The sequence below is a fragment of the Haloferula sp. genome (genome assembly GCF_049672945.1).
Lineage (GTDB): Bacteria > Verrucomicrobiota > Verrucomicrobiia > Verrucomicrobiales > Akkermansiaceae > Haloferula.
In genome coordinates this window covers 15,931-34,356 of the sequence record NZ_JBATWY010000242.1, presented here as the reverse complement: position 1 = coordinate 34,356, position 18,426 = coordinate 15,931, and the positions used below count along the sequence as shown (strand labels likewise).

Sequence of the window (18,426 nt, the reverse complement as noted above, 5' to 3'; positions counted from 1 at the left end):
GCCCGACCCAAGAAGAGCAGGATACGCCAGGACGAGCCGCCAAGAGGTCGCTCGGAATGATCCCCAAACCCATTCAAACCCCGCCGCGCGACACCACCGCTGAACTCAAGTCCGACAGACTGCTAGGCAGGGATGGGCACGACGCAAGGGCTGGGGTGAAACGGCAAATCCACTTGGCAAGGGGGAGGAAGGGTGCCAAGCCGATGGCATGTCCGACTCGATCAAGGAGCTTACTGGGAAAATCCGAAGATTTGCCGCTGCCCGGGATTGGGAGCAATTTCACAATCCGAAGGACATGGCGGTGGCGATCGCGGCGGAAGCGGGGGAGTTGATGCAGCATTTCGTCTGGCAGCAAGCGGATCAAGTTGAGGCGCGCGCCGTGGACCACCGGGAGGAAATCGCTTCGGAGATTGCAGACGTCGGCATCCTGCTCTTCGAGATGGCGGATCTTCTCGGAATGAATCTGGGCGAGGTGATGGAGGCCAAAATCGCTCGCAATGAAGTGCGCTACCCGGTTTCCAAGGCGAAAGGAAATAATCGGAAATACAACGAGTTCTGACGGTTTCGCAGGGAAAACCCGACCTTTGGGCAAAAGAAAGACGCGAGCTGGATTCCCCCCGGATTCGCAACTCGCGTCTTTTCTGAGTGCCGCTGGAAGTTTCAGCACGAACCAAGATGACCTCCCCCCGGAGTCCGAATTGGTGTTGTGCGCTGACTTCAACAGGCAGGCATGCGCCGAAGCGCAACGAGAACATGATCACGTAGTTCGGATTTGCAAAGTATAAACTTTAGTCAAATGGCACTTTTTGGCTCGGAAAGCGCCGAAAGTCTCATCGGGGGTGCACTTTCTAGGATTTTCTTGGGCCCTTGATGATTCATTTTGCGATCGCTGACGGAGACGCTGGCAAGTATCGACGCCGTGGAAAGTGGCTGCTACAGCCTCGGGTGTGGATGCTGACCCGGACTGGATTAACGAGCTGAAAAGCCAGATTCATCAACGTGAAGACCCATGGGTCGTGCTCGAAGGAAGGGCGGCGGTGGAGGCTGCCGTGGCTGGATGGTGGGATCTCAAGGGCATTCTGGCGAGCGAGGCCTGCGGTTGGGAGCCGCCGTTGTGGAGTGGGCTCGAGCTTTTAAAGCGTCCTCACGATACCCTCGAGGCATTTGCCAATTCCGCCCATCACGGTGGGGTAATCGCTTTGGCAAGGCAACCTGACGAAACCGGAAACGTCGCCGGCCTGATGGCCGAGCTTGAGTCCGATGCGCTGGTGGTGGTTTGCCCGAGTTTGGTGGAGCCCACGACCGCCGGGGAGATCATTCGGAATGCGGCGGCGCTGGGAGCCAAGGCGGTGATCTTCGGCCGCGAGGGTGCCTCGCCCTTTGACCAGAGGGCGGTGAAGGCATCCGCCGGCGCGCTCTTTCGGATTCCTGTCCGAGTCGCGGATGGCGGTCAGGCCTTGCGCTGTCTCAAAGGAGCGGGCTTTCAGCTGATCGGAGCGGAGGCAGGGGCTGGCACCAAGCCGGTCGACTCGGCCGAAATCGAGCCGGGCCGCATTGCTTTGGTGTTGGGCTCGGAAGATGGGGGTCTGGGGCCTTTCTGGAAAGCCGCCTGTGACGAACTGCTCCATCTGCCCACGCCGAAGGCCATGGACTCACTCGGTGTCTCTGCCGCGAGTGCTGTCCTGCTTTGGGAAATTGCCCGCCTGCGGCAAGGTGAGAGCGAAGAAAGCGCCTGATTCCGGCGAGCCGCTCAGCAAAGCGGACTGGGGTATCTCCCGCTAGAAATCAGGGCTGCGATCGACTCCACGACGTGCGGCTTGTCGTCCGGGTAGGTCACGCCGAACCATGAGGCCGAGGTTTCAAGCACGGCACAATCGGCAATCTCCTGGCTGATGAGATCATCGACAATCGTTGGAATGTAGCACTCGGATTTGAGCTCCTGTCCGTGATCCTCGAGGAATGCGATGAAGCGCTTCTCAAGTTGTTCGAAAAAACCCTGGCTAAAGCCCCAGAAGTTCATCGATACCGGGCTGTCGGCGTCGAGCTCGACCCGCGAACCGTCAGCCCGCGATCCGCGCGGAATGCCGTCCTCGCTGCGTGAGATTTCGACGATTTCCTCGACGTCGGTGAGCAGCCCGGAGGCGTCGGTTTGGCAGATGCCCCGATTGACCGATCCGTGATCAGAGAGTGTATGGCAAAGCGGGTAGCCGACCATGGCATAGTGGTCTTTTCCGCTTTTCCTGGGGGTGGATGAGAACCATTCCGCGATGACCCGGTAGGCGTCGGCACCGTAGAAGTCGTCGGCATTGATGACCGCAAACGGGCCGTCAACGACATGGCGTGCAGCGCGCACGGCATGCGAAGTGCCCCAGGGCTTGGTGCGTCCGGCCGGGACAGAGAATCCATCGGGAAGATCATCGAGTTTCTGAAAGGCATAGGCGACCTCGATGCGATCGGCAAAGCGCGTTCCGACACCCTCTTTAAAGGCATCGGCAAAGTCCTCGCGGATGACGAAAACCACCTTTCCGAAGCCAGCTCGAATGGCGTCGAAAACGGAGTAGTCGAGAACGGTTTCGCCGCGGGGCCCCATCGGATCCATTTGCTTGAGGCCTCCGTAGCGGGAGCCCATGCCTGCTGCGAGAACGATCAGTGTTGGTTTCATAAGGTTTGAGCGCCCATCTAGGATGAGGCCTATGCGGGTGTCGAGCCGTAGATGATTCACCCGGCTGCCGAGGGAAGCTTGCTTCTGTCCGCCAAATCCCGGGCGGCATGCTTCGGTCGGCTTGGAGATGGGGACTGATGCCCCATTGTTGGCGGTGGGGGATTCGCGGGGGGGAGTGGTGTTGCTGAAAAATGAAGGCCGGTGCGTGCTCAAACCCCTTGTCGACGAAGGCTTACAGACCTTAGCCTCCGCGCGTGGGGGTATTCAACGATCAGACATCTGGCTCGGAAGCGGAGCGGGCGCGGCAGGTGTTTCTGGCGATGCTCAAAGCCCGCCAGCTTGAGATGAAGCTTTCCAGCCTCTACAAGGCGGGGAAGATCGTCGGTGGGGTTTATCTGGGCAAAGGCCAGGAAGCGGTAAGTGCTTCGTTGGGAAGCGCCTTGATTCCCGGGAGAGATATTTTTGCGCCCTTGATCCGGGATCAGGCAGGGCGCACGGCTTTTGGGGAGGATGTGATGGATTGCACGCGCACTTACCTCGGATCCCAGCTGGGACCGATGCGTGGTCGCGACGGCAATATCCACCGCGGTCGCCCGAAGGACGGTATTTTTGCCATGATCTCCCATCTGGGTGCCCAGGTGCCGATGGTGACCGGGGCGCTGTTAGCCCGGCGCTTGAAAGGGGATCTCGATGGGACCGTCGGTGCCACCAGTGTGGGTGATGGCGCGACATCGACCGGTGCCTTTCACGAAGGGCTGAATGCGGCGGCGGTGGAAAAGCTGCCGCTGGTCGTGGTGGTGGCGAACAACCAGTTTGCCTACTCCACTCCTAACGACCGGCAGTTTGCCTGTGAGGACCTCTTGGACCGTGCGAAAGGCTACGGTGTGGGCGGGCACTCGGTCGACGGCACGGATTTTCTCGATTGCGTGCGGGGTATTGGAAAAGCGGTGAATGCGGCACGAAGCGGTCAGGGCCCGCAGATGGTGGTGGCGCGACTGCTTCGCTTGAGTGGCCATGGCGAACATGACGATGGCAGCTATGTGCCTGACACTTTGCGAGCCGGGCATGTCGGGCGCGATTGCATGGATATCGCGGTCGAACAACTGATCGAGGAGGGCTACGCCACGGCTGATGAGATTGTCGCATGGCGTGAGGAAGTGACCGACGAAGTTCAGCGAGCACTCGCCAAGGCCCAGCAGGAACCGGTGCCGGACCCATGGCACGAAAAGTGGGAGGCCTTGTCCTCGAACCTTTCAACGACGAGCGAAGCATGAGTATTACCTACGTCGACGCGATTCGTGAGGCTCAGGAAAAGCTGCTCAAGGAAGATCCACGGGTCTTTCTTTATGGGCAGGATATCGCGCAGTTTGGGGGAGCCTTCAAAGCGACCAAGGGGCTCGCGGAACAATTCCCCGGTCGGGTGTTAGATTCTCCGATCAGCGAAGATGCGATGATCGGGATGGCTATTGGAGCCGCGGTTGATGGCATGCGGCCGATCATTGAGATGCAGTTCGCGGATTTCTCGTCGGTGGCCTTCAATCAGATCGTCAATCAGGCCGGGACCCATTTTTATCGGACAGGAGTTCCGGTGCCGATCACTGTCAGGCTTCCGTCGGGTGGAACGCCGGGGTCAGGACCTTTCCATAGCCAGAGCATGGAGGCGATCTATTCGCACTATCCGGGGATCGTGGTGGTGACACCGGCGACGGTTTCCGATGCCTATCACATGCTCATTCAAGCGGTCGAACTGGATGACCCGGTGGTCTACTGTGAGCACAAGTTCCTGTATCGTTGGTTGAAGGCCAATTCGATCAATGGAGATGGTCTTCCCTTGGGGCGGGCGAGAATCACCCGCCCGGGCAAGCATGCGACGATCGTGGCCTACAGCGCGATGGTTCACGAGGCCGTGCGCGCGGCGGATCGTCTCAAGGATGAGAGCGGCTGGGACATTGAAGTGGTTGATTTGCGAACCGTGAAGCCGCTGGACATGGATACCGTGTTGGCAAGTGTCGCACGAACAGGCCGGCTTCTTGCCCTGGGCGAAGCCTTTCCGTGGGGCGGCGTGACCGCGGAAGTGGTTTCGCGGGTGGTCTCCGAAGGCTTTCATCTACTCGATGCTCCGCCAAAACGTTTGAATTCCCGGGACACTCCGGTGCCCTATCATCCGAACCTTTGGGCGGCCCATCGCCCGACGCCCGAAACCATCTGCCTCGCCATGCGCGAGCTACTATCCTTCTAGTTATGCCTACCGTGCCGATCCTAATGCCCCAGCTCGGCGAGTCGATTGCCGAGGCCACGATCATCAAAATTGATATCACGCCCGGCGGCACCGTCGTCGCCGATCAGGAGGTGATCGAGGTGGAGACTCAGAAGGCGACGATGGGAGTGACGACACTTTGTTCCGGATTGGTCAAAGAGATCACCGCCAAGGAAGGGGAAACCTACGCGGTCGGAACCACACTGGGACTTCTGGAGGTGACCGATGAGGAAGTGGCCAAGACTGGAGTGGAGACCCTCGAGTCAGCGGCACAGAAGCGGGTGGCCGCCGCTGATGCGCCCGAAAGGGAAGAGAAGAATCTTCATTTCTCCATCGATGACGAGACCTACGAAGAGCAGCAACCAGTGGTCGAGCCGAGCGTCCGGGGCTTGCCCGTGCCGGCCGGTGTGAAGGGCGCGCACTACATTTCGCCGCGGATGCGCGCGAGAATGGACGAACTTGGTCTGCGTGAAGCGGATATTTCTGCGGTGGTGGGTACGGGTGCCGGTGGCCGGGTGACCGTAGAGGACTTGGAGAAATTCCTGAACTATATCGAGACCTGGCCGAGCAGTCATGCTTCGCCGATGCGCCTGGCGGTGGCCGATGCGATGCGCCGGAGCTGGACGCGGCCGCTGGCGACGGTGGGTCGGCCGGTGCGGCTTGATCGCTTGCTCGATCATCGGAGCAAGCAGGACCCCAAGCCCGGGCTGACTTTGTATGTGTTGCGCGCCTTTGCTCTGGCGCTGGCCGAAGATCCGGCAAGCGCCGGCTTCCTGATTGGCGAAAGGGTCGTGCATCCACGTGCCTTCGACATCGGCGTGGCGGTGCAGGTCGAGGATGGGGTGGTGGTTCCGGTGCTGAGGAACGTCGATACGATGACGCTCTCGCAGTTGACCAATGAGTATGCGGAGATGGTGGACCGGGCTCGTCGCCGCCGCCTGACCGAAAGCGATACCCGGGGAGGGATTGCAACTGTTACGAATTTCGGAACCTTCGGTCTGACCTCCGGCACACCGATCCCGCTGCCCAACGAGACCTTGATCCTTGGCCTGGCCGCCGGCGTGACGAGGCCGACATGGAGCAAGGAAGTGGAAGCCTTCGTGCCGATCACCGAGGCGGACCTGGTGGTCACCTTCGATCACCGGGTGGTTGATGGTGGCGGGGCAGGGATGCTGCTGGGCCGAATCAATGAGTTGCTCCAGCAGCCGGAGAATCTTTGAGGAAACTTTCGCGAAATAACGTGATCGCGTCATGGGACAGTGGCACGAGGTAGGGCATTCTCCGGGGCGTAAGGAGTAGCACTGCCCCCCAAAAAGGGCCCACGGGCGCTGGAAGACTTCCCCCTCTAGCGCCCGTGGACTGTTACTCTTGTTCACATCTTTTTGCGGTTCACCTTTGGATTGTGGGCCCACCACTGGAGGAGCCAGGCGCTTGTTTGGAACAATGTCTTGTCCGTGCCAGTGCTGCCCGTCGCATCCTGAGTCGGCAAACTTGGAGCCGTTTTAGGCCGTCTGCTTCAAGCGACAAACGTTGCGGTGGCCTGATCAGGATATCGCATGCCGCTCGAGTAGCGATTTGAAGTCACTTCTTTCAAGAAGGCCATACTCGTGATAGCAGCATGGGGTCGATGAGCTTGAAACCCTCAGGAGCCGAACGGACCTCCAAACAGCGGACCGCCGATCAGCGCGACCCGTCGAGCGGGATCGAAGAGAGGGGCTCGAAGGGCAGACATCGGCGGCAGGTATTATTGGAGCGACTGGCGGTTTTGCTATGCATCGCCGGGGCGACCTTGAGTGGTTTGTTGCTCCAGGCTCACTTCGCTGGGGTAGGGGGAGTCCCGTGGGTCGAGGGCGCATGCGGTGCGACCGAGGGTGGATGCTCGGAAGTGCTGGCCAGTCGCTGGAGTGTCTTTCCTCCGGCCTCGGCAAATGACGCCCCTCTTGAGGCAGGTCAAACTCGGGGGATTCCTGTCGCCGCTCTCGGAGTATTCTACTTTTCTCTCATGGGTGTGTGGATCGCGGGTCGGGGCGGGACCGTCATCGCTCATCGAGTTATTCTGGCACTGGCCGCTTTTGGGTGCCTGACCTCCTTGGGATGGATCGGAATGATGGCCTTCAGCCTTCACTCCTGGTGCCCGATTTGTCTTTCGGTACACTTTCTCAACTTTGCCCTGCTGGTGATGCTGTGGTTTCTGGCTCGAAAGCCCGAGGAGGTAGATCTCGGCCTGACGACCGTGGGCGCTCGACCAGCCAAGGCCTGGCAGGTTTTGCTTTTTGCCCTGCTTCTATGTGTTTCCCAGTGGTTTTTTCATGAGGCGGTCGCCTTGCGTTCGGTCAATGCCGGGCTGGCAAGGGCGGCAGAAGACACGGGACGTCTCGAGCTGGAATACTATGAGCTCGAACGGCAGGACCTGGAAGTGCGGGCTGATGATCCGACGATCGAACCGAGTCTCCCGGGAACCTATTCCGAGATTGTCTATTGGGGCGATGTGGAGTGTCCCTACTGCATTTCGTTCGAAAGACTGCTTGAGGAAGAGATTCTCCCAATGTTCCGCGGGGGCCTCCGGGTTGTCTTCAAGCACCTTCCCCTTCGTGAGCACCGGCACGCACTTCCTGCAGCGAAAGCTCTGGAAGCGGCTCGACTGCAGGGACGCTTTCACGAGATGGCTGATGAGATCAAGGCTCGCCGGCATCATCCGGATGGGATCGACCTTCTGGATCTGGCGACGAGCCTGGGTATGGATGCTGGCCAGTTTGAGTCCGACATGGCCTCGGCTTCGGTATCATCACGCATTCAAGGCGACATACGACAGTTCAAGGAGCTGAATCCTTCCGGCTCGATCCCGACGGTTTTTCTGAACGGACGGCGACTAACCAATCGCATGAGGAGTATTCCAGGATTTTGGAAAACCCAAGCTGATGCCCTGAGGAGGGCGCGACTTGCTCAGGGCTTGTCGTGGCCGGATGAGTCGGAAGTCTCCCCTGAAAGGTCATGGAGCATGGCCCATCGCGACCCGGCGCCGAGCGATCCGGAGCCCGAAACTCCGAATGGGGTGGAGGAAGCCATTGCCGAGTCCGGAGGCCTGCCTCGGCTTGAGCTTGGTGACCCTGTCTTTCGATTCGGAAATGTGATTGCCGGGAGTGTGGTTGATCACGCATTCACCTTGAGGAATTCCGGATTGGCGGATCTGAAGATCAGCGGGTTCGTGCCGGGAACCGGCGTCAGCGCGGCGACAAGCTGGGAGAACAGGATTGAACCGGGGAAGACCGGTGAGCTTCCGCTACGCTTCGACACAACGGGAATGGCGGGGGCGGTTAGCATCTCCACAGAGTTGAGAACCAATGCTGATGTCGATGCCCCAGCGATCAGATTTGAAGGAGAGGTTCGCGCCGGGTACGAGTGGGAACCGAAGGCCGCCCGGTTCAATGGCTTTACGAACGCAGGAACGATGGAATCGGTGACAATCGTTCTGAGCAATCCGGGCCCCGAAGCCGTGCCGCTTCAACTGGAAAAGACCGGCGACACCTCTTTTGAGGCGCGCTTGGATGCCGTTGAAGCGGGTCATCGATATGAACTAAGTCTTCGCCTGAGCGAGTCAGCCATCGGCAGAGCGGTGACTGAGACGGTCACGCTGCGGACGGGTGAGGGCGATCTGATTTCGATCGTCGCAAGTGCTCCGCCAGCGCGTCGCCTGTGGGCCCGGCCGGCGAACGTCCGCTTGCCCCCGCCTGGGAAAATGCTGGATGGCGCGATCCGGGTCGTAACGATCCGTAGCACCAATGGTGAACCCTTCGAGCTAGGCGATGTCCTCTTTCGCCAGATTCTTGACGTCGCTGAAGCTGATTTCGGGGGTCATCAAAAAGGCGCGGTTGAGTCTCGGGTTTCTTCGGCTGACGATAAGAGGCTCTGGCGGATCGAACTCCGGTTTCCAGCAGGTTTCGAGTTGGTGCCGGGTGCCCGGCATGGACTCGTCACCATGAAGAGCAACCTGCCGGGCGCCGAGGCTTTCTCGATTCCCGTGCTGCAGTCGAAGCCGTGATTCCCTGACCCTAGGGATCGAAGGGTCCGGGGATGGTGGCCCCTACGACAGTCATCGTATATCCGGGGTTGGTGATGCTCGCACGGGCTCCGGCATTCTGGTTGGAACGCAGGGCGGTTACGATGCTTGCCGATGTTACCGGGATCCTTGTATCGCCGGTTTTCAATTTGAAATCACTGACATTGGCGTTTGGCACTACGGTTGCGGTGATGCCGGGGATGGTGGCGATGCGGACCCGGTAATCCTCATAAGTATCCGTGCCCAGTTGACCTCCGATATTGGTGTTGGGCGTGCGCTTCACGACGTGATGGGACTTGCTTCGCAACCAACTCAAATAGGCGGCTGCCTCGTTATAGGGTCCGCTGCCTCTAGCACTGGAATCGAGGACACTGTAGAGATGACGGACGAGGTCGGCATCCGTTCTGGTATCGGCTCGGTCCTCCTTGATTTCGGTGTTTAAAGCGAGGCTGGTGTCGTGGACCTCCTGTTCATCCGGAGTGATCATGACACTCTGGTCGACCTGAAACCAGGCGAAGTTGGTGCCCTCGAGATCCTGCGTGGCGGACATCGGGATCTCGACGACCAGAATCTTGGTGGCAGTGGCCCGCGCGGCCCCCCCTCCGCCGAGGGACTCTTCCGTCACAAGGTTCTTGACGGCTCCCGCGGCCTTGCTGAAGGGGAGCTTGAGAAGTCCGCAGAGCGTGAGCTTCCTGAATTCCCCCTGCACGTTGGAAAACAACTGAGCCCCTCCGTCGCTTTTGAAAACCGTATTCCGGAACAGTTTCTGTGCTTCCAGCTTGATCGGGAGTCGGCCACCAAGGAGATCCGGATTGATCGCCTTGAATGTCAATTGGGGTGTCCGGCGTCTGCCGTAAAGGGGAGTGCCTTCGACTTGGAAATAGTCGTCGTTGTGAAGCTCCGAACCGATGGAATCGACAACGAATTTCTCGACCGACGCCTTGACGGTCGAACGTGCGCTCGCTGCGATGTTGTCCGCCGTGCAAGCGGGCCCATAGGTGCCACCGGTGACGGCGTTCAAGGCAACGGTTGATATGATTCCGGCCACGACATCAATGGTGGCATCGTAGCCCGATTTGATGATGCTTTCCCAGCCGTCGCTCTGCGTGGTAATGATGAGGTCGACCGATTCTTCAGCAGGACGAGGTAGCTCGGCGACCTGAAGCGCACCTCGGAAGCTGATGTCATCGACACCGATGGGATCACTTTCAATCTTGTAATAGAACGTACGGTTGAGGGCGGTGCTGATGGCGTTTTTGGCGTCGTGAGCACTACCGAATGTCATGACCCGGCGTCGATCGTCGAAAAGGTCGAGCGACTTCTCGTTGGTCAGCGGACCCGTGGGGAACGCTCGTTTCAATGCGGCATCCTCGATATCATCCTTGATGGATCCAGTGATCGGAGTCAGCAAATCATTCGGACTGCCCTGGATCGGGTAACCGGCGTAGAGGCCCGGGAAGTCCGCTCCGGGTGTTTTTGAAAGTACGTAATGCTCACCGAGAGGCCCGGTATTGCCGTCGCTGGTGTCCAGAACGTAGCGTCCTCCGGAAGTGCCGCCCAGGTCGGGGAACAGTTCCAGGTTGGGAGTCAGTCCGGCGGGGCTGTAGCGGCTCAGGTTCGCATTGACGATCGGTATCGAGAAAAATTCACTTCCGTTCGGATCGTAATCATTCAGCAGAAGCGACGGGTCGTAGATCACCCCGTCCAACTCGATTCCGAAACAGCGCCGCAGGATGCCGCCGGTCGCATCCCGGCAATCGCTCATGCCGAACTCGCCATCGAAGGCGCCGACCCGTCCGTCCTGACCGATCGGCGTGCGGAAGACACCCGGTGGCACTGTGTACGGTGAGCCCCGTAGTTCTGCGAGATAGTACTGGTCGAGAATCCCGCCGTAGTAGGATTGCGGCACGATTTTCTGACCCGAATTCCGGATGTGTTTGAAGGGAGAGTCGAATCGGCTCGTCCCACGGTCACTTTCGGTGTCGATGGACACACCCGCGATCGAGCCGAGACTTGCGGCATCCCGCAGACTCGAACCGCGGGCGGAGGATTGATAGGCGGCGTAGACATCGTCGATCGCCCCGGACTTCAGCTCGTCGAAATCCAGCTCGGGTGCCATTGAAGAATCATCGGCCTGAGGTTTGGCGACGAAATTGAAGGCAGTGAAGGGGAGGACGTCGAGATAGTTGCCACCAATGGAAACCGCGGCCATTTCGGCATTCGGTGCGGTGCTGACAAAGTCGGGCAGCAGGTCCGGTCCCTCGAAATCGTTGAGGGTCTGGGACTTCAGATCCAGCGTCGCTTCGTCGGTAATGTTGCCGTAAACGATGACGAAGTTGTTCCGCTGGACGAGCCAGTTCTGTTCCAAGAGCGAGACCTTGAGCTTTCGTTCGCCGTCCAGTTCGCGGCTCCAGCCGACCATCGGCTGGTCGATCATCTTGTTGCGGAACTTCGAGATATTGACGGGGTCGCCCGGTTTACGGGAAGGGAAGAGCTCAAGCCGCACCGAATTCGGTATCGAGGGGTCACCACTCGAGTTGTTGATCGTACGGATCATGTTCGTGCCGACCGGATGCATCTGGTGATGATTGCCGTTGAGCGGGATGTGTTCATTGGCGTGATCGGCCGGGTGGGCGAGTTCGAGGCTGACGAATTGCACGGCGCCTCGCCATGCGACGCCCGCGAGGTCGAAGCCGATCTCGTGGCGGCCACTCGCGCCAGAACCGTGGGTGTCCAAAGTGATTTCCACCCGACCATCCACGACTTGCGTCCCGGATACCGAAACGCCCGGAGGCAGTCCCGTGATCTGACCGGCGGGGACCCCTCCGGCGATGGCCGTCTGGAAAACCGCTCCTGCTCCCTCGGCATAGATGACGGCCTTGTCTTTCCCGGCGGGAAGGCGTCCCGCATTCACTGCTTCAATGACTCTGTCGGAAGTCACGGGAACAAAGCGCGGTGAAAAGGCGATGCCCTTGCCCTGCACAAGTGCGCATTGATTGAGGAATGTCTGGTTCTTCGCTTCGGCAAACATTGCGATTGCGGGAACGTTGCCATCTTCAGGTGCCCGGGTTCGGATACTGCCCTTCCGGACCCTTACTTCGGATGGCAACCCCGGTGAATGTCCGGCTCCGTTGATGACCTGCATGACTGGCGTCAGCCGGAGGATGAGGTCCTGCTCGCCGGGCCCTGCCGTCGGTGTCACGGTCAGCGTAATGATGCCGTCGGTGGTGGTGGGATGCTGGTCACCGGTGACGTTGATCGTATGCGGCGAAGCGGCCGTGACCGAGACTCCGCCGACGTAGGTCGTCACGGTTTCGGAAATGAGATTATTATCTGAATCAAGGACCCGCTCGGTGCGCTCGTGACCGACCGGACGAGGGACGATGGGGCCTGAGCTGGAAGCCGCCGGATAAGTCTGAATTTTGAGCGTGAACGGCTGGTCTTTGACCCAGGGTCCTTCGAGCTGCTCCACGATCTGGAATGCGCCCAAGGTCTGGTCTGCGGAAATGATCGCCCCAAAATCGTCATTCTGAGCGACGAGGGCGACGGACCCCGCATCCGTGGGTTCGACCACGTTGAGCACCAGATCCTTGCTCATGAGGTAGGAGCGCTCCGTGAAACTCAGATTGACGGTCCAGAGGCCCGCGTCTTTCGGAACGAAGGAGAGTTGTCCGCCTCCACCCGCCTGGCCACTGGCGTTGATCAGCGGGTCGTCGGTGATTGGGACCGAGATGGTCTCAGTCCCTTCGAGTGTGAGATTCCATCTTGGAACGTCGTCTCTCGCGAATGACTCGACACTATCCCTTGAGTAGAGGTCATAGATCGAAACCCGGTCGGGCACTGAGGAAGCGCGATGATGGACATTGAGCCACGAGCCTTTCACCCATGGCGAAGTCGGATCGATCTCCTGGGCGCTGTTGTGGCGGAGAGCCAGTTCGGGCTTGCGGATCACGATCGCCTGATCGGTCGGCGGCGCAGTGGTGTCGCAGCGGTTCTCCACGCGGAGGGTGTGTGGGCCGGCTTTCGACGAGAAGAAACGCAATCGCATCTTTCCTCCGCCAAAACCGTCGAGGGAGTCCTCGGTGCTGGGAGCGGTAAGCTCCAACTGGGTGGTCTGCTGGTTGAGGTTGAGCGGGCTTGAGTTTGACCAGGCATAGCCGGAGAACGGGCTGTTGCGGTAGAAGACATCCATCAACTGGGGATTCTGCTCCGAATCGAGGAACGAGATCCTGACCGGGAGCTCTCCAATGAAGCTGCTGAAGCCCCCGTTGTTGGTTGCTTCGATGAATACTTCGACTTCTTCCGTCAGGTAGGGGCTTGCATCGCCGCTGCGCCTTCCACTTGTGGTGATGGTGATGTCGGGGCGGGTGTAGATGACGGTTAGAGTCGCCTGATGCTGGACGAATCCGTCATTGTAGGATGCGGTGATCGTTCCCGAGCCCGGAACGTCTCCGATCTCGACGATTCCGGTATCCTGACGAAGTACGGCAGTGGTCCCCGTGGCCTGAGGCACGGGTTCCGGAGGCTGGTAATCGAAAACCTTGGATCCGTCGGCGCTTAGCTCCACCGATGCGGTCATTCGGCCGCTCATGATCTTGCCGGCTTGCGGTCCACGCAAGCGCTTGATCAGGGGGCGTACTTCGAATTCGGCACCGGGGCAGGTGTATTCGATTTCGGAGGCATCGTCGGGGCTGGAATCGATCCGGGCGTGGTCGAGTGACTTCTCAATGACTTGCAGCGTTAGTTCGACGTCCGTGCGGGAGTGGACCGTCACCAGATCGCGGGCACCTGTGGTGGGATCCGTGGCGAGGATGGTGGTTTGCCCCAGCCGCTCACCCACCAGAACCTGGCCAGTGCCATTGGCGTTTGCAATCAAGGGATCGGAAGGGACGTAGGTCATGTTGGCCCCGGTCAGTGGCGTCACTGAGTTGTCGGATTTCTTGATCGAGCCCGCAAGTTGACCAGCCACGCCCACATTCAAACCTGTGACGACGCTGGGTGTGACCTTGAGTTCCGCGAGGGTCACGTTGGTGGTGAGAAGAGGGGTGGATCGGCCCGGGAGGGAAAACCCGATGGTGACCTGAAACGGAAGATTCGCAGGAAGTTTGGAGGGCGCTGTGTAAACGCCGTTCAAGTCGATTTTCCCGACGTCGATGCCCGGCATGTTCGGACCTGGCACCGGGAGAATGCCTCCACCCGGTAGACCGTTGACATACCATCGGGCATTCGGAATCGGAATCACGCCCACCCCGGGCACGTTGTTTCCAGCACTGAATGCCAGCGTTCGGGCGAGGCCGACGGTTGGATTGCTTGGCACGATCTCATTGGTGCCGGAAAGGGGAAAGACCTCGATGGAAGTTTCGGCGCGGCGAAGGGGATTTCCGGGGTCGATCGCCGAAACGACGAAACTGGTCGCCGTGGTGACCTCAGGTGCCGTGTAAAACGCTCTTCCCGGATTCTGCGGAATCGCTCCAAGTGTGCCGACTGCTTCATTTCCTCCCTGGATCCCGTTGACTTCGTAAATCCAGGGCGTCTCGTTCTGAATCGCTCCGTCTTCAATCACCAGAAGGTTGCGGATGGCTTCAGCGAGCACGCGCTGGTCAGGTGGAATGAGACGCAGCTCGGCGGGTGGACATCCCTCGTCGATCAAGCCGTCGAGGTCATTGTCAAGGTAGTCGTCGCAGACTTCAGAAGCACCGGGGTGGACCGCGGCATTGGCATCGTCTGGGTCGGTTCCACCGCATTCGAATGAGGCGAAACCGTCCCCATCCTGATCGCACCCGGTGGCACATCCGGGATCCGCGTCATCCAGCAGACCGTTGCCGTTGTTGTCGATCCCGTCGATACAGTTTTCCGCCACGGCGGGATTGATCGACTCGCTCGTATCGTCGCTGTCATCTCCGCCACAAGTGGCCGCAATGAAGCCATCGAGATCGCCGTCGCGGTCGTCGGCGACGCCACTGCAGTCGTTGTCAATCGAGTCTCCACAAATCTCCTCGGCACTCGGATGGATGTTGGGATCATTCGGAGCGCAATCGATGAAGTCATACCAGCCATCTCCATCGGCATCCGGGAAACGCAGCACATGGAAAGTTACGTCGGACTCCCCGATCCGGACGTTCTCAATGAGCAGCAACTGGAAGGGGTCCTCGCTTGTCGCCCGGAAGAAGCGCTTGGTATCCTCCGCCGAGCGGGGTACTGAAACCTCGTAGGAAACCACATCGAAGGGATCGGTGCCAATAACCATGATCGTGGCGTCTTCAACGGGATTCCATGGGTCGCCCAAGTCAAAAGAATCGTCGATTTCGAAACTGACCTGGGCCTTGAGAGGGGGCGCGAGAATCAGGAGAATCAGGACGGTCCAGGAGCGCAAGATCCGACCAATCGTGCCGACTGAGCGCCAGCTTCTTGAATCCGTGCCGGCGCACCCTGCTTCCATGGGTTCTTGCCGCTGCTGCTCGAATCGTGCGGGTATGGAGCACTTCGAAACCATAGTGCTCAGACTGACTTGTCAGGCCCGTTTGGGTCAAGATCAAAGGAGATGGCGTGAATTATCCATGGAAAGAAAAAGCCCGGCAGCTTTGCCGGGCTTTTTCTTGAAACGGTTCTGAAGGATGAAGCTATACTAAACGAGGCCCTTGCGGAGCGCCTTCGAGACCGCTTCGGTCTGGGTTCGGACATGGAGTTTCCGGTAGACGCTGCGCAAGTGCATGTCGACCGTATGTTGGGAGATGTCGAGCTGATCGGCGATCTCCTTCTTGATGAATCCCTTGACCATCGCACGGAGCACTTCTTCTTCGCGGGCCGTGAGCGGTTCGGTTTCTTCGATCGGGCCAAGCTTGGAGAAGCCTTCGAGAATCATGCTCGCCACTTCACCGCTCAGGGCGGCGGTTCCCTTGACCACGTTGCGGATGCCAGCAACGATGTCTTCGGGTTCCGATGTCTTGAGCAGGTAACCTGAAGCGCCATTGCAGATCGCGCGATAGACTCGCTCGCGATCATCAAATGAGGTCAGAACGACGATCTTCTGCTCTGGTGCCAGGCCTTTGACTTCCCGCAGCATCTGGAGGCCATCCTTACCCGGTAGCCCGAGGTCGAAGAGCATCAGATCAGGAAGATTCGCGGACGAATAGGCCAGCTCTGAGAGCAGCTCATCGGGATGGGAGAAGGCTTTCTCGACTCCCATGTCGTCCTCGCTGTCGATCAAGCGGCAAAGCTGCTTGGCGAACTGGGCGTGGTCTTCGAGAATCCAGATTCGGGTTGGAATTTTGGTGTCTATGTTAATCATGCGGCTTCTTTGGTTGTTACTAAACTGGATCGTTTGACGGCGAGACGTAGGACCGTCCCTTCGCCGGGTTCGGATTCGACCTGCAGCAGGCCATCAAGGACGCCGGCGCGATCGGTAAGCTTGCGACCGACGATCGGACGGTTCTGATCGTCGCGCTTCAGGCCAACGCCATTGTCGCGGACCTCCATGACCAGGCGGTCTTGTGAATCGAAGATTCTCACGTCGACTTCGGTGGCTTGCGAATGTTTGAGGATGTTGTGGAGCGCCTCTTTATAGAACAGGAACAGGTGGCGCTTGGCGTCGAGGGTCATCTTGGCAGCCGTGCGGTTCGAGCGGCAGACCACGTCGTATTCGACGTCCCGAAGAAGCCTTGAGGCGGTGTCCTGCATGCGCTGGACGAAGTCTCCGATGGTGTCTTGGCGGCGCTCCAGGAGCCAGACGATGTCGCGCATGGCGAGTGAACTCTCACGGGCGATGACCTCCATTTCACTGAGGTCTTGAGCGATCACATCGGGACCGTGGAGACGTTGGAGATCGCGTTTGGCAGCTCTTGCGATCAGCGAGATGCTGCCAAGGTTGCTGCCGATGTCGTCGTGAAGGTCGGAGGCAATACGCTTGCGAAGGTTGTCGATCTGGTTGCGGGAAACGAGCCGACGCCGCTCGACGATGGCGACAGGGATAAGGAACGTGAGCCCGATCGCGATGGAGGCTCCCCAAGTCGCATTGATCTCACTTTCGCTGGCCATCGAGGTACGAACGGGAACCAGGCTGGCCTGCTCGTTCTCAATCTCGCCACGTTCAGTGAGTTGTCTCAGCCATTGATCGACCGGAAAGATCTGCAGGCCGTTGGCATAGCCGTCGGTGATTTCCGGCGTGTCGGTTCTTTCGCTGCCATTGTGGCGGATGAGGACGGGGCGTCCTGCAGCCAGGTTCCGTCCCTGCGACCAGATTTCAATTTCCGAGAGCGCCTGGATACGGCGTGGGCCAAGCGGCAGGGCATCGTCTGATCGAATGATGAGATAGCGGCCCGACTCGGTGTGCATCGGAATCATTCTCGGACATGAGGCTTCTCCGCCGGACAGCATCGCCTTCTGGCTGGCGCCGATGACAGTTGGCTCATCACCGAGGGCGATGGTTATCGCTTGAGGGAGTACGCCAGGTCCGGCGAGTTCAGGAAGCAGATACGGAAAGAGTACGACCCGATCGATGGCTTCACTTTGGCCAAGATCGATGATCCATTCGACGACTGGATTGTTGGCCGGTACTTCGAGGTAGAAGCCGCGGGAATTCGTCCAGTTGCCGCCCTCCCAGAGACCGAGCGGACTGCGGCCGTCGTTGATGAAATCGGCGCTCCATTCGTTGGATCCGTTCATCGAATGGGTCGCAGAAACGGTGGCGCCGAAAGAGACGGGCTCACCACCGGAAATGACGACCATTTCGGACAGGGCCGCAATATGGTGGAGACCATGTCGGTGACCTTGCTGAAGCGTCAGGCGGACGTATTGGGCATCGATATCACGTGCCTGAATACGAAAGGGATAGCCTTCGACCGTCCCAAGGTTGGTCTCGCTGGACTGGAAGAGGGTCTCGGCGTCGACAAAATCCGGGGAGCGCGATGCCTCGACCTTGAAACGGTAAGGGAAAAGCCTGCTATTGAGGCTGAGTTGTTCCTGAGCTGGAATCAAATAGACGTCGCTCAGCGGATAGACGCCGCCAAGATCCAGAGTGATCGACGGATCCTCAATGTCTGCTTCGATCCAGCCGGCACGCCAGCCAAGCGACTCCTTCAGAGGTCGGGGTGTGTAGGCTGATAAACCGCGAAGACGGCTTTGAAGCCAATCGATCCGGTCTTCGACTTGAACGAGTTCGGGATTGAATAGCCGTGCGACACGACCGATCGGGTTGCTCGACCGAGCTTCATCTGCGGCTGGAACCGTTTCCACAAGGAAAACGGGCAAGATGAGACTCAGAGCGAGCAGCGAGATCCTGGGACGGGATATCTTGCTCATATGGGGTTGGGGACAGCGCTGAGGTTCTTAACATTTTTAAGATTTCGGGCGAGCATTTTTATTTGAACGAATTAGCTATTTAGGTGTCTGTGGTTCTTGGGTGAGGGCTCCGGTTTTCATTTTTCACCTGTTTTTATAGGGTTTGCTCAGGTT

The 18,426-nt window shown here is 59.1% G+C and carries 10 protein-coding genes; 6 read left to right on the top strand and 4 right to left on the bottom strand.

Going from position 1 to position 18,426, the window contains the following annotated elements; translation table 11 throughout:
• The first annotated feature begins 208 nt into the window (after positions 1 to 208).
• Together WBG04_RS21270 and WBG04_RS21265 are read left to right on the top strand one after the other, a co-directional pair.
• Complete coding sequence (locus WBG04_RS21270) at positions 209 to 559, top strand: nucleotide pyrophosphohydrolase (protein WP_424316761.1); 351 nt, start codon at positions 209 to 211, stop codon at positions 557 to 559.
• A gap of 367 nt (positions 560 to 926) precedes the next feature.
• On the top strand, positions 927 to 1,736 hold the full coding sequence (locus tag WBG04_RS21265; protein ID WP_424316759.1) for a TrmH family RNA methyltransferase: 810 nt from the start codon (positions 927 to 929) through the stop codon (positions 1,734 to 1,736).
• 14 nt (positions 1,737 to 1,750) lie between these two features.
• Here WBG04_RS21265 and WBG04_RS21260 read toward each other — a convergent pair whose 3' ends face one another.
• Positions 1,751 to 2,662, bottom strand: coding sequence for a nucleotidyltransferase family protein (locus WBG04_RS21260; RefSeq protein ID WP_424316757.1), 912 nt, complete (start codon positions 2,660 to 2,662; stop codon positions 1,751 to 1,753).
• 254 nt (positions 2,663 to 2,916) lie between these two features.
• On the opposite strand from WBG04_RS21260, the gene WBG04_RS21255 reads away from it, so the two are divergent.
• The 4 genes from WBG04_RS21255 (at position 2,917) to WBG04_RS21240 (ending at position 8,958) form a co-directional block, all read left to right on the top strand.
• On the top strand, positions 2,917 to 3,936 hold the full coding sequence (locus tag WBG04_RS21255; protein ID WP_424316755.1) for a thiamine pyrophosphate-dependent dehydrogenase E1 component subunit alpha: 1,020 nt from the start codon (positions 2,917 to 2,919) through the stop codon (positions 3,934 to 3,936).
• On the top strand, positions 3,933 to 4,901 hold the full coding sequence (locus WBG04_RS21250; RefSeq protein ID WP_424316753.1) for an alpha-ketoacid dehydrogenase subunit beta: 969 nt from the start codon (positions 3,933 to 3,935) through the stop codon (positions 4,899 to 4,901). Before WBG04_RS21255 ends, WBG04_RS21250 begins: the two co-directional genes overlap by 4 nt.
• A 2-nt stretch (positions 4,902 to 4,903) precedes the next feature.
• Positions 4,904 to 6,139, top strand: a complete 1,236-nt coding sequence (locus WBG04_RS21245; protein WP_424316751.1) for a dihydrolipoamide acetyltransferase family protein — start codon at positions 4,904 to 4,906, stop codon at positions 6,137 to 6,139.
• Positions 6,140 to 6,546: 407 nt separating this feature from the next.
• Complete coding sequence (locus WBG04_RS21240) at positions 6,547 to 8,958, top strand: vitamin K epoxide reductase family protein (RefSeq protein WP_424316749.1); 2,412 nt, start codon at positions 6,547 to 6,549, stop codon at positions 8,956 to 8,958.
• Between the two features lie 10 nt (positions 8,959 to 8,968).
• Here WBG04_RS21240 and WBG04_RS21235 read toward each other — a convergent pair whose 3' ends face one another.
• The 3 genes from WBG04_RS21235 to WBG04_RS21225 all read right to left on the bottom strand — a co-directional run bounded on the left by WBG04_RS21235 (position 8,969) and on the right by WBG04_RS21225 (position 18,273).
• Positions 8,969 to 15,415, bottom strand: a complete 6,447-nt coding sequence (locus tag WBG04_RS21235; protein ID WP_424316747.1) for a MopE-related protein — start codon at positions 15,413 to 15,415, stop codon at positions 8,969 to 8,971.
• A gap of 186 nt (positions 15,416 to 15,601) precedes the next feature.
• Complete coding sequence (locus WBG04_RS21230) at positions 15,602 to 16,264, bottom strand: response regulator (protein ID WP_424316745.1); 663 nt, start codon at positions 16,262 to 16,264, stop codon at positions 15,602 to 15,604.
• Positions 16,261 to 18,273, bottom strand: coding sequence for a sensor histidine kinase (locus WBG04_RS21225; RefSeq protein WP_424316743.1), 2,013 nt, complete (start codon positions 18,271 to 18,273; stop codon positions 16,261 to 16,263). Before WBG04_RS21225 ends, WBG04_RS21230 begins: the two co-directional genes overlap by 4 nt.
• Between the last annotated feature and the right edge of the window lie 153 nt (positions 18,274 to 18,426).